Source organism: Devosia sp., assembly GCF_017307495.1.
Lineage (GTDB): Bacteria > Pseudomonadota > Alphaproteobacteria > Rhizobiales > Devosiaceae > Devosia_A.
Genome location: NZ_JAFKHE010000016.1, coordinates 111,074 through 124,157 on the forward strand (window position 1 = coordinate 111,074; position 13,084 = coordinate 124,157).

At 66.1% G+C, this 13,084-nt stretch carries 9 protein-coding genes; all 9 read right to left on the bottom strand.

What is annotated here, in order from left to right:
• Positions 1 to 242: 242 nt before the first annotated feature.
• The 9 genes from J0I99_RS08490 to J0I99_RS08530 all read right to left on the bottom strand — a co-directional run bounded on the left by J0I99_RS08490 (position 243) and on the right by J0I99_RS08530 (position 12,981).
• The gene (locus tag J0I99_RS08490; RefSeq protein ID WP_291397078.1) at positions 243 to 1,799 is read right to left on the bottom strand and encodes an alpha-N-arabinofuranosidase; all 1,557 of its coding nucleotides are present in this window, start codon (positions 1,797 to 1,799) and stop codon (positions 243 to 245) included.
• A gap of 148 nt (positions 1,800 to 1,947) precedes the next feature.
• Positions 1,948 to 2,874, bottom strand: a complete 927-nt coding sequence (locus tag J0I99_RS08495; protein WP_291397079.1) for a transcriptional regulator — start codon at positions 2,872 to 2,874, stop codon at positions 1,948 to 1,950.
• A gap of 79 nt (positions 2,875 to 2,953) precedes the next feature.
• Positions 2,954 to 4,816 carry an ABC transporter ATP-binding protein gene (locus tag J0I99_RS08500; protein WP_291397080.1) on the bottom strand — a complete coding sequence of 621 codons (1,863 nt, stop codon included), beginning with the start codon at positions 4,814 to 4,816 and terminating at the stop codon, positions 2,954 to 2,956.
• A gap of 721 nt (positions 4,817 to 5,537) precedes the next feature.
• Positions 5,538 to 6,056, bottom strand: coding sequence for a hypothetical protein (locus J0I99_RS08505; RefSeq protein ID WP_291397081.1), 519 nt, complete (start codon positions 6,054 to 6,056; stop codon positions 5,538 to 5,540).
• Positions 6,057 to 6,119: 63 nt separating this feature from the next.
• A complete protein-coding gene (gene infB / locus J0I99_RS08510; protein ID WP_291397082.1) occupies positions 6,120 to 8,822 on the bottom strand; it encodes a translation initiation factor IF-2 in 2,703 nt (900 codons plus the stop codon).
• Positions 8,823 to 8,944: 122 nt separating this feature from the next.
• Complete coding sequence (locus J0I99_RS08515) at positions 8,945 to 9,568, bottom strand: RNA-binding protein (protein ID WP_291394302.1); 624 nt, start codon at positions 9,566 to 9,568, stop codon at positions 8,945 to 8,947.
• Positions 9,569 to 9,579: 11 nt separating this feature from the next.
• Positions 9,580 to 11,175, bottom strand: coding sequence for a transcription termination factor NusA (gene nusA / locus J0I99_RS08520; protein WP_291394301.1), 1,596 nt, complete (start codon positions 11,173 to 11,175; stop codon positions 9,580 to 9,582).
• Entirely contained in the window at positions 11,176 to 11,805 is a 630-nt protein-coding gene (gene rimP / locus J0I99_RS08525; protein ID WP_291397083.1) for a ribosome maturation factor RimP, read from the bottom strand. It lies immediately after the preceding gene.
• Positions 11,806 to 11,961: 156 nt separating this feature from the next.
• Positions 11,962 to 12,981 carry a ketopantoate reductase family protein gene (locus tag J0I99_RS08530; RefSeq protein ID WP_291397084.1) on the bottom strand — a complete coding sequence of 340 codons (1,020 nt, stop codon included), beginning with the start codon at positions 12,979 to 12,981 and terminating at the stop codon, positions 11,962 to 11,964.
• Between the last annotated feature and the right edge of the window lie 103 nt (positions 12,982 to 13,084).

Consider the following 13,084-nt stretch of genomic DNA (forward strand, 5'->3'; position numbering starts at 1 on the left):
AGCTACCGGGTCCGCCTCCCTCCGCCTTGAGCGGAGGGATCGAGGGAGGGGGTGGTTCAGTGGATCACCGATGGACCCGCACCCCCAACCCCCACCCTCAAGGGGGAGGGGTGGAAAGCCCGAGCGCCCTCCAGCGCCCCGTGGGAGCGGCGCGCCGGAGGACTTTTCCGGGAGGACCGGAACGAGAAGCGGGATCGCTGCTTTTCGCTGCGACCCCGCCACCAGTCAATGGTCAGATTGCCTCAGACCTTCACGCGGATCATCTGGTACGAATACGGGGCCAGCTTCACGCTCAGCAGCTTGCCGTCGACCTTGGCGCCGCTGCCCTTGACCGGGACGACGTTGTTCTGGTTGGCGGCGGTGTTCACGGCCCTCAGGTCCCTGTGCGTCATCACCTGGTGGTCGATCACCGAGGCCGCGCCGAAGCCCTCGAGGCTGAGGTCGACGTCGATCGATTCCGTGGCGTGGCGGTTGACGGCGAAGAACGAGATCGTCCCGTCTTCCTCGTTGTGCACGCCCGAGACGTCGACATAGCCGATGTTGTCGCCGTGCACGGCGTCGTAGCCGGGCGAGCTGACCGACAGGTTCAGCGCCGTGCCGCGGCCGTAGATCGAGGCGAAGTAGTACGGATAGTAGATCGTCTGGCGCCAGGCCTGGCCGGCCGGGTCGGTCATGATCGGGGCGATGACGTTGACCAGCTGGGCGATGCAGGCGAGCTTCACCACGTCGGAGCGGCGGATGAAGGTGTTGAGGATCAGGCCGACCTGCAGCACGTCCTCGAAGTTGTAGATGTCCTCGAGCAGGCGCGGCGCGTGCGGCCAGCCATCATTGCCGTCGAGGATCTTACGGTCCTGCTTGTTGGAGTGGTACCACACGTTCCACTCGTCGAAGCTGATGTAGACGTTGTGCTTGCTGCGCTTCCTGGACTTCACGAAGTTGATGGTCGAGGCGATCGTACCGATGTAGCGGTCGAGCTTCTCGTTCAGCGCCAGGTAGTTGGCCGAGTTCTTGGCCAGCACGTCCGCCGCCGCGCCTTCCGCCAGCGCGCGCTCGTTCTCGCGGTTGGCGAAGTACATGTGCAGGGAAATGTGGTCGACATTGTCGTAGGTGTGCTCGAGCACCTCGCGTTCCCACTCGGGATAGGTCGGCATGTCCGAGTTCGACGAGCCGCACACGATCAGCTCAAGGTTCTTGTCGAAGGCGCGCATGGTCTTGGCGACTTCGTTGGCGAGGCGCCCATACTCGTGGGCGGTCTTGTGGCCGACCTGCCAGGGGCCGTCCATCTCGTTGCCGAGGCACCACAGCTTGACGTTGAACGGGTCGGCGCGACCGTTCTTCTTCCTGAGGTCGCCCCAGTACGAGCCGGTCGGGCCGTTGACGTATTCGAGGAAGTTGCGCGCATCGTCGAGGCCGCGCGAGCCGAGGTTGATGGCGAGCATCATCTCGGTCTCGACGGCGGCACACCAGTCGGCGAACTCGTGCACGCCGACCGCGTTGCTGTCGGAGGTATGCCAGGCGAGGTCGAGCCGGGTCGGGCGCTGCTCGCGCGGGCCGACGCCGTCCTCCCAGTTATAGGCCGAAACGAAGTTTCCGCCCGGGTAGCGCACCATCGGGACCTTGAGGTCCCTGACCAGTTGGGCCACGTCACCGCGCATGCCGTTCTTGTCGGCGGTCGGGTGGCCGGGCTCGTAGATGCCCGTGTAGATGGCGCGCCCGAGGTGCTCGAGAAAGGCCCCGTAGACCCGGTCGTCGATCCTCGAGATGGTATAGTCCTTGTGCGCCGTAACCGTCGCCCGCATCGGCCCCTCCTAAACACCGGTTTTGGTGATTTATATCGCTGAGCTTGATATGGAACAGCCCAAGGCCCGTCAAGGGGGTCGGAAGGATGGGCCGAAGTTCATGCTCCAAGCCTGGGTTTCCTGTGGGCTTCAGGTGGTCGTTGGGGCGCTATTCCGTCTCGATCCGGAGCACGATGTCCTGGTCGTAGTTGCCGAAGCCGCGACCGAAGATGTTGATGCCGCCGGGGTGCTTGGCATCCTCCTTGACCCCGATCCTGAGCCGGATCGAGTGGTGCGTTTCGAGGTCGAGCTCCTTGAGCGACACCGGCGAAATCTTGACCCCGTCGACGAAGGTGCCGGTGGCGGTGACCCGGAACCCCTTGAGCTTGCCGTACTGGCTGCCCTTGAGCTTCCACCAGTCGGGCGTATAGACGCCGCGCTTGTCGCCGAAGTCGCCCGGCGAGGTCCAGGTCGCGATGTCGTGGCCGTTGACCGTGACGGTGATGTCGGAGGGCCAGTCCGCGCTGGTCCCGGGCACTTCCGAACTCAGCTCGAGCGAGAACTCCATCGAGGTGATCTTCTGTTGCGCGAGACGCGCATTGTTGGGGAACTGGTACTCGAGATAGCCCCGGGTGAACCAGATCAGCCCGGCCCGCATGCGGTCCGGATCGAGGAAGGTGTCGGGCACGTCGAGCAGGCCGATAATGCCTTCGGTCGAGCACAGCCCGCACGGCGCCGAGACCTCGCAGCTGGTATAGAGCCCCAGCGGCATGGCCACTTCGATGGCGTTGGCCTTGAGCGGCCGGATATCCTCCTTGAACATCACCAGCACCTCGTCGAAGAGGCTGTGGCAGATCTTCTGGTTGCCCTTGCGCGCCTTCTGCGTCTCGGTGCGCACGAGCCCCGCATCGACCAGCGTCTGCATGTTGGAGGAAACCGTCGACTGCGGCTGCCTGAGCTTGGCGGCGATGTCGTTGACGTTCATCGGCCCTTCGATGTGCAGCAGCTTGAGGATCGCCACCCGCACCTCGGACGCGAGCGCCTTCAGCACCTCGGGCCTCTCCTCCGGATCGACAAGCAGGAAGTTGCGGCTCACGACTCTTCAGCGCCCCCAATGGATATGGGGTTTGTATCAGCGTCTTCGGTACAGTCAAAGTCGGCAGATATCGCCGGGCTCAGCGGTAGCCGGAGGCCTGGAGTTCGAACAGCTCGGCGTATCGGCCGCCATTGGCCATCAGCTCGGCGTGCGTGCCCTGCTCCTCGACCTTGCCGTCGGCGAGCACGACGATGCGATCGGCCATGCGCACGGTCGAAAAGCGGTGTGAAATCAGCACCGCCGTGGTTCCCTCGGCGAGGCTCTTGAAGCGCTGGAACACTTCGGCTTCGGCCCGGGCGTCAAGCGCCGCGGTCGGCTCGTCGAGGATGATGATCTCGGCATCGCGCATGTAGGCGCGGGCGATGGCGAGCTTCTGCCACTCGCCGCCCGAGAGGTCGTGGCCCTTGGCGAAGGTGCGGCCCAGCATCTGGTCGTAGCCCTCGGGGAGCTTGCGGATCACCGCGTCCGCGAGGCTCTGCTCGGCGGCGGAGACGATCCGCTCGCGGTCAGCCGCCGCATCGATGCGGCCGACACCGATATTGTCGGAGGCCGAGAAGCTGTAGCGCAGGAAGTCCTGGAAGATGGCGCCGATATGGGTGCGCAGGTCGGCGAGGGCGAACTCGCGGATATCGATGCCGTCGATGGTGATGCGGCCCTCGTCGGGGTCGTAGAGCCGGGTGATCAGCTTGACGATGGTGGTCTTGCCCGCGCCGTTCTCGCCCACCAGGGCCAGCGTCTCGCCGGCGGCCACGGTGAAGCTCAGGTGGCGCACGGCCCAGGCATCGGAGCCGGGATAGCGGAAGCCGACATTGTCGAACACGATCCCCTGCCGGACCGGCACCGGAAAGGGCCTTGGGCGCTCAGGATCGACGATGGCCGGCTTGATCTCGAAAAAGCTGAACAGGTCGTCGAGATAGAGCGACTGTCCGGCGATCTGGGTGAAGCCGATGAGGATCTGCTGCAGGTAGCCGTTGAGCTGATTGAAGCTGCCCGACAGGAAGACCAGCGTGCCGATGGTGAACTCGCCATGCAGCGTGCGCCAGACGATATAGGCGTAGGCGGCATAGTAGGTCAGGGTCGAGATCGAGGCGAGCAGGCCGGTCTGCAGGGCGCGCCGGATCGACAGATTGCGGTTCTCGATCAGGATCTGGTCGCTCAGCGTCCTGAACCGGCCGGAGAGGAACCCGCCCAGCCCGAACAGCTTGATCTCCTTGGCGCTTTCGGCGCTGGCCCCGATCTGGCGCAGGTATTCGAGCTGCCGTCGCTCGGGCGAGCGGTGGTGCGAGATCCAGTAGGCGAGGCGATTGAAGCGGAACTCGCCCCAGACGGCGGGAATGAGCGCAATGGCGAGCAGCCCGATCAGCAGGGGCGCATGGATGAAGAGCCCGGCGGCGAGCGCGATGGCGGTGATCATCGCCTGCGCCTGGCCGAACAGTTGCGAGATCACGGTGGAGCGCGACGAGGCCTGGCGGCGGGCGCGCTCGAGGCTGTCCTGATACTCGGACTGCTCGAAATGCTTGAGGTCGAGCTTGGCGGCATGCTGCATCAGCTCGAGGCTGACGGCATTGGAGTGGCTTTCGCCGAGGATGTTGTCGACCACGTTGATGGCGCGATTGAACGCGTCGCGGGCGAAGACGAGGATGAACTCGCCACCCAGAAGCAGCATCAGGTAGGTGAGCCGACCGCTGTCGAGCCAGTCGGAGAGGCCCGGCCCGGGGCTCGGGAGGCCCGTCTGGTGCACGACCTCGTCGATGATCAGCTTGGTGAACAGCAGCACCAGCGGCGGCTGGACGGCGACGACGAGGCGAAGCGCGATGGAGAGCGAGATCAGCCACGGACTGGTGCGCCACATCTGCGCGAAGAGACGCCCGAGGTGGCGGAGGGTCTTCAGGCGCTCACCCTTGTCGAAGGGCAAGGCAGTGGGAATGTCGGGGCCATTCACCCCGCCCCGTCCCCCACCCATCCTGCCACCGACACCACGCATCCCGAATAGTTAGGGGAGGCGGCGGCAGTTCTCAACCTGAACGGATGGCGAGCGCTGGACTGGCTCTGCGGAACCTCCGGAAAGCACAGTGCCTTGCGCACACCAATTCATCCGGCGGCCATCCGGACCCGGAGGATGTCAAAAAACTGGGCGGGGTGACCGGCGCGGTTTTGGCCACGCGGGTAGTCCGCAAATGAAACGGCCGTCGCCGCGCCGGTCAGATCGAGGTCTGAGTGAGACCGCTGCCGTGAGGGAGCGTGCGCGGCTGGTTCTCTCCACACCCCTGTTACCAGGACGGGACCTGACCAGTCGGCCGGTTGCCCACGACACCGACCCGCCATGGGACGACTCCCATGACCCTCGACATCCGGAGGTGGGGGGATAAGTTTGTTGGGTGGGCCGGTTCGTGGGGGAGCTATCCCGCCACCAACTCGGTGTCATCCCAGCGCAAGCTGGGATCCAGCTCTCGGCTGGCGCGGGCTGATGCTTGGGTCCCAGCTTTCGCTGGGATGACAGCTGGTGGGTGGGGCAGCACGGTGCCCAACTCCCCCCTCCGCTTGCCGGCCATTCGAGCGTAGCTCTCATTGCCTTCTCACCTAAAATCGCTCCACTGGAGCGATTTTGCCTTCGCTCGCCACCAACTCGGGGGCGGCAAGCCCTGTCATGACGCAAGCCGCCGTCAGGGCTGCGATTCGCTGGAGCGACGGTCCACATCCTCGCCGAATGCAACCATCTCCGCACGATCTGCGAAGGCCCGGATCGGCACAAGGATCACCTCGGGGGGCACGTCGATGAAGACGTAAGCGTCTGTGATGGTGACCGCGGCGATGGTCTCGTAGGCCGCAAAGGACTTGTGCCCGTCCCGATCCACGGCCAGGTGATCGCCCCACTGTTCGAGCCTCACCGAAGCTGGTGCGGGAGCGCGCCTTCGGGCGCGCCAGCGCGCCGCAAGGGTCATCGCCGCCGTCGCGAGGCCGTAGCCGACCGCGATCAGGACCAGCGCCGCCAGCCAGAACCGCCAGCTCCACTCCGGCCCGACCCAGTCGGGCGGCAGGAAGGCCACCGATCCACCCGAGGCGCCAAGCCAGATCAGCAGCGCCCACTTGCGCCAGCCGATCATCTCGCGCGGCAACGATTCGTAGGCCAACGCGTCGGCGGGGGTAAGGGCGTAGCTGAGGGTGAGGAGCGGTTGGGTCATCAACCTAGGCAAAGGGCACGGTTTGATCCGCGCCCTCTGAGATACCCTGCGATGGAGAACCGCTTACAGCGTGCGCGTCACCTGCTCCACGCGGAAGCATTCGATGACGTCGCCGGCGCGGATGTCTTCGTAGTTCTCGAAGGCCATGCCACATTCCTGGCCGACCGGGACTTCCTTGACCTCATCCTTGAAGCGCTTGAGCGTCTTGAGCTTGCCTTCGTGGACCACGACGTTGTCGCGCAGCAGGCGCACGCCGGCGCCGCGTTCGACGATCCCTTCGGTGACACGGCAGCCGGCGACCTTGCCGACCTTGGTGATGTTGAACACCTCGAGGATCTCGGCGTAGCCGATGAAGGTCTCGCGACGTTCCGGCTTCAGCAGGCCCGACATCGCCGCCTTCACGTCATCCACGAGGTCGTAGATGATGTTGTAGTAGCGGATCTCGATGCCGTCGCGGGTCGCGAGGTCGTTGGCCTGCTTGTTGGCGCGGACGTTGAAGCCGATGATGATGGCGTTGCTGGCCGTGGCCAGGGTCACGTCGGATTCGGTGATGCCGCCCACGCCGCTCATCAGGATCTGGGCCGACACTTCCTCGGTCGAGAGCTTGTTGAGCGAGGCGTTGATCGCCTCGACCGAGCCCTGCACGTCGCCCTTGATGATCAGCGGGAACTTGGCGATGCCCGAGGCCTTGAGCTGATTCATCATCTGCTCGAGGCTGGTGGCGCCGCCGCCTGCCGTCTTCTCGCGAATGGCGCGCTGGCGATACTCGGTGACTTCGCGGGCACGCGCTTCGGTCTCGACCACCGAGAAGCGGTCGCCCGCACTCGGCACGCCGGTAAAGCCCAGAACTTCGACCGGCACGGACGGTCCGGCTTCCTTGACCTGCTCACCCTTGTCCGAAATCAGCGCGCGAACGCGGGCGAACTCGGTACCGGCAACGACGATGTCGCCGATGGCGAGCGTGCCGCGCTGCACCAGCACGGTCGCCACCGCACCGCGGCCGCGATCGAGCTTGGCTTCGATGACCAGGCCCTCGGCGCGCCCATCGCGGGCCACCTTGAGCTCGAGCACTTCGGCCTGCAGCAGGATGGTTTCGAGCAGCTTGTCGAGGCCGGCCTTGGTGACGGCCGAAACTTCGACGTCGAGCACGTCGCCGCCCATCGATTCGACGAACACTTCGTGCTGCAGCAGCTCGGTACGGACGCGCTGCGGATTGGCCGACGGCTTGTCCATCTTGTTGATGGCCACGATGATCGGAACCCCGGCCGCCTTGGCGTGCTTGATGGATTCGATCGTCTGCGGCATCACGCCGTCATCGGCCGCCACCACCAGCACCGCGATATCGGTGGCCTGGGCGCCACGGGCACGCATGGCGGTGAACGCCTCGTGGCCCGGGGTATCGAGGAAGGTGATCTTCTGGCCGTTCACTTCGACCTGGTAGGCGCCGATGTGCTGGGTGATGCCACCGGCTTCGCCGGAGACCACATTGGTCTGGCGGATGGCGTCGAGCAGCGAGGTCTTGCCGTGGTCGACGTGGCCCATGATGGTCACGACCGGCGCGCGGTTGGTCAGGTCCTCGGCCTTGTCGTCAGCCGGGATGTCGTACAGGCCTTCTTCCACGTCGGCATCCGACACACGCTTGACCGTGTGGCCGAGCTCGGTGGCGATCAGCTCGGCGGTATCGGCGTCGAGGATGTCGGTGATCTTCACCATCTGGCCCTGGGCCATCAGGATCTTGATCACGTCGACGGCGCGCTCGGCCATGCGGTTGGCGAGTTCCTGGACGGTGATCGCCTCGGGAATGGTCACCTCGCGGCTGAGCTTGGGCGCCGCCTGCTGGTTGCGGCCCATCTTCTTGTCGCGACGACGGCGCATGGCGGCGAGCGACGGACCGCGATCGCGATCGGACTCGGTACCGGCATTGGTCACCGTCAGGCGGCTGCGGGCAAAGGCTTCCTCGCCGGCGCGACGGGTCGGCCGCTCGGGCGTCGCCGGAACACGGGCAGCGCCGCCACGACGGGCATTCTCCAGCTCATTGGCGCTGACCAGCGGACGCGCGGCCGGCGCGGTGCGGGTCTTGCGGCCATCGGCCTCGGACGGCGGCGCCGGCGGGATATTGGCGCCCGGGGTCGAAGCGGGCCGACGCTGCGGCGCGGTCTCGGCGGCGCGACGAGCCGGCGACACGCGCGGTTCGCGCGAGACGGTCGACACCTCGGCGACTTCCTCGAGGGCCTTCTCGGCCTCGGCGGCGCGCGCCTTGGCTTCCTCGGCGCGCTGCGCCTCTTCGCGCAGGGCGCGACGGCGGGCATCTTCCTCGGCGCGGCGGGCTTCCTCGGCGCGGGCGCGGGCATCGTCCTCGGCCTGGCGACCGGCGGCTTCGCGCAGGGCGCGGGCCCGGGCGTCGGCCTCGGTGGCGCTCAGGCCGCCGCCGGGACGCGGTGCGCCGCCCGAACGCAGCGGCGGACGCTGGCCGGGGCGGTTGTCATAGGAGGGACGGCCACCCTGGGCCGCGCCGCCCGAAGCGGGGCGTGCGCCCGCCGGGGCTCCCGCGCCGGTCTGGCCTTGGCGCTGCGGAGCGCCGGTCGAGCCATGCGGCACGTGCGGCGCGCCGGGAGTGCCCGGAGGAACGAAGCGGGTGCGCTTCTCGACGACCACGGTCCGCGACGAGCGCGTCATGTTCGGGCGGTTCCCCAGGTTGGGAGCCCCCTTCAAGGACAGCGTCTTCTTGCCGGCACCCGAATCTTGCTTGTCGTCGTTATCAGCCATGTATCTCGCGTCTTCCTTCACGAAACGTGCCCCAAGACAGTGCGTCGCCGCGCTTTCCGAACACGTCCGATGGTCGGGCTCAGGGGGCGGCTGGGCGCTGCCGCGCCGCTCGAATAACCCATCTAGTTGGCGTTGTAACGAGCCAGTCTTTCAGCTCGTTGCACCGCCGCCTGGGCCGCACCCCCTCTGGTGAGCGCAGCATGTATCACATTTTCGATCCCGAGTGCCAAACCCATTTGGCCGGAATCGAGCAATTCGAAATGCGGGGTTTCCGAGGGGTTGAGCCCCGCTTCCGCCGCCGCCATGGTATAGCCCTTGAGCGAACCCAGGAGCTTGTTCCTGCCGTCCTCGGCCGCGTCCGTCGCGGTCAGCAGCGCCAGGACTTCGCCGGTCTCGATCGCCGACTTCACCTTGCTGGCCCCGGTGACCAGCTGCCCGGCCTTCCGCGCGAGGCTGAGGGCGCTCAGATAGCGCTCCTCGAGCCGCCGGCGCGTCAGCCCGGCCAGATCGTCCGGCACCTTCACCTCGGCCTTGAGGCTTCTGGCGAAGGCCTTCTTCTTTTGCGCCTCGGCGACGGCTTTCGCCCCGAGGCTGATCCAGACACCCCGGCCCTCGGCCCTGGCGTCCGTGTCAGGCACCAGTTCGCCGTCGGGTGAGACGACGAACCGGATCAGGTCGGCGGCGGGCTTCACCTCGCGGGTGAGCGCGCACATCCGCTCGGTTTCCTCGCTACGCGGCAAAGCCACCAAACGCCCGATTACGCGGGCGCCCCTTCCTCGATCGCCTCTTCGGCGGTCGCCAGATCGGCTTCGGTGATCCAGCCGGCCTTCAGGCGGGCCTGCAGGATCATCTCCTCGGCTTCCTCGCGCGAAACGGGGAAGTCCTTGAAGGTGCCGTCGAAGCGCTTGGTCTCGCCGTCCTTGCGTTCGGTCCAGCCGACCAGGTCGTCGGCGGCGCAGCCGGCAAAGTCCTCGACATTCTTGACCCCGTCATGGCCCAGCGCGACCAGCATGGCCGCATTGAGACCCGGGATCTCGTAGAGGTCGTCCGAAACGCCGAGCTTGATGCGCTCGTCGTCGTTGGCCTTCTCGATCGCCGCCAGGTAGTCAGCGGCGCGCTGCTGGATTTCTCCGGCAGTCTCTTCGTCGAAGCCCTGGATCGAGGCGATTTCGGACGCATCGATGTAGGCGAGTTCCTCGACCGACGAGAAGCCTTCGGAAGCCAATAGTTGGGCAACCATCTCGTCAACATCAAGGGCCTGCATGAACAAAGCAGAGCGCTCGGTGAATTCCTTCTGGCGGCGCTCGGACTCTTCGGCCTCGGTGAGGATGTCGATGTCCCATCCGATCAGCTGCGAAGCCAGGCGCACGTTCTGGCCGCGGCGGCCGATGGCGAGCGAGAGCTGCTCGTCGGGCACCACCACTTCGATGCGCTCGGCCTGCTCGTCGAGCACGACCTTGGCGACATCGGCCGGCTGCAGCGCCGAGACGACGAGATCGGCGATGCTCTCGGTCCAGGGAATGATGTCGATCTTTTCGCCCTGCAGCTCGGCGACGACAGCCTGCACGCGGCTGCCGCGCATGCCGACGCAGGCGCCGACCGGGTCGATCGAAGAATCCGACGAGGTGACGGCGATCTTGGCGCGGCTGCCGGGGTCACGGGCAATGGAGCGGATGGTGATGATGCCGTCGTAGATTTCCGGCACTTCCTGCTGGAAGAGCTTGGCCATGAACTGCGGGTGGGTACGGCTCAGGAAGATCTGCGGCCCGCGCTGCTCGCGGCGCACGTCGTAGATATAGGCGCGGACGCGGTCGCCGTAGCGGTAGAGCTCGCGCGGGATCAGCTCGTCGCGGCGGATGATGGCTTCGCCGCGGCCCAGGTCGACGATGACGTTGCCGTATTCGACGCGCTTGACGGTGCCGTTGACGATCTCGCCGACGCGGTTGATGTATTCCTCGTACATGCGGTCGCGCTCGGCATCGCGCACCTTCTGCACGATCACCTGCTTGGCCGACTGGGCAGCGATGCGGCCGAACTCGATCGGCGGCAGCGGCTCGGTCAGGAAGTCGCCGAGCTTGGCGTCGGCGGCCTTGGCCTTGGCATACTTGAGCTCGATCTGGCGCGAGGGCTCCTCGACCGCGTCGACGACCTCGAGCAGGCGCCACAGGCGCAGTTCGCCGGTCTTGGGATTGATCTCGGCGCGGACATTGGTCTCGGCGCCGTAGCGGGTCTTGGCCGCCTTCTCGATGGCGTCCTGCATCGACTCGATGACGATCATGCGATCGATCGACTTCTCGCGGGCAACGGCATCAGCGATCTGGAGCAGCTCCAGGCGGTTCGCGCTAACGGCCATTTAGTTGGTCTCCTGTTCAGAGTCGGCAGATTCTTCGTCGGATGGGAGTTCGACGGTCTCGATGTCTTCATCGTCGTCGATGGGGAATTCTTCCTGGTCGACCTGCGCCATGTTCATCAGCGCGTCGGTCATCACCAGCTTGGCGTCGGCGAGCAGCGCCAGCGGCAGCTTGTGGTCGGGGTCGGTGTCGCGGGGGGCGTCGGGCAGGGTGATGGTCACGGTGTCGGCGTCGACGGCCTTGATCAGCCCACGGAAGCGCTTCCTCCCGTCGAGCAGGTCGGACAGCTCGATCTTGGCCTCGTGGCCGATATAGGCCGCGAAGTCGCGGGCGCGGACCAGCGGACGGTCGATGCCGGGCGACGACACCTCGAGGTGGTACTCGCGATCGATCGGATCCTCGACGTCGAGCACGGGCGAGACGTCCTTGCTCAGCCGCTCGCAGTCGGTGATGGTGAAGCGCCCGTCCTTGTCCTCGGCCATGATCTGCAGGGTCATCCCGTTCTCCTGCGTGATCTTCACACGCACGAGGCTGTAGCCGAGATCATTGGCCACCGGCTCGATGATGCGGGCAATGCGCGCTTCGAGTCCGGTTTCCTTGACGTAGCGTTTCTCAGTGAGGTCGAAGGTCATTGGGTCGTCTTGTCTGGCGGCTGCGCGCGTAACGGCGCGCACGTCGCCCTGGAAAACAAAAAGAGCGGGGGCCGGTCAGGCACCCACTCCCGCTTTAAAGCCAGAGATGTTGTTGGCGCTCATATAGCGCCGATGAGGGGTTGGCGCAAGGTGCTCTCAGAGGCCGAGCCGGCGGGCCAGTTCTTCGACGCTCATCGAGCCCGGGGCGGCGCCCTGGCCAGCGAGCTCGCGCCCGACCGTGCACAGTGCCGCGTTCACCGGCGTCGGCACCCCGTGCAGCCGGCCGAGCAGGACGATTTCGCCGTTCAGATAGTCGGTCTCGATGCTGCCCGTGCCGCGCTTGAGGCTTTGCGCCGACGAGCCACCGACCCGCACATAGCCATCGACTTGACCCAGTTCCATCACGCCTTTCCGGCGTTCGCTGGCCCAACCGATATCGAGCCGGTCGATTCCGGCAGCGCGATAGACTGTGTCGGCTTCGGACCGGACCGCGGCCATGATCTCGGCGAGGAGGTTGCGTTCGCCGGCGGCATCGGCCGCCTTGCCGAGGGACTCCAGCCGGGCATTGCGGTTCCCAAGTGCCGCTTCGACGACGTTGGCGAGATTCTCGAACAGCTTTCCGTATTTCGACCGCATGACGTGTTCCGCCGGTGTGACCGCCAGGTTGGCGTTCGTCAGTGCCGCGGCGATAGCGGTGGTGATGTCGTCAGCGCCGGACGGATAGCGTCCGATATCGAGAATGCCGTGCCGGGGCGTGCCGAAGCAGGACACCTCGCCTGGGATGGTGTAGTCGGCCGGGGTCATTACCGTTGCGCCGTAGACCTTGGCGAAATAGCGCAGCGCCAGCCGCTCGTTGTTCACCCCGTTCTGGGCGCAGATAACCGGGCGGTCGCCGAAGCCGGCATCGCGCAGGGCGACCAGCGCATCGGCGGTATCCTGCGACTTCATCGTCAGCATGACGATATCGCCATCCGCAAAGGCGATCTCGGCGGGTGTGGCGACGACGGCAAAGCGCATGCGCTCGCTACCCTGAGGTGTGCGGAACAGCAGGCCATTGGCCTTCACTGCCTCGAGCATTGCGCCGCGGGCGATCCCCACGACCTCGTGCCCGGACCTCGCGAGGGCCGCCGCGAAGGTGCCGCCGACTGCGCCGAGTCCGAAGATGATGAACCGCATCGTCCTGCTCCCCTTTGCCGGCAGTCTGGCGGCTGGCGCGCGCAGACGCAACCGGGCGCAAGTGCGGGGCGGCGCGGTTGCCTCTATCGGCATCTGCCGATAG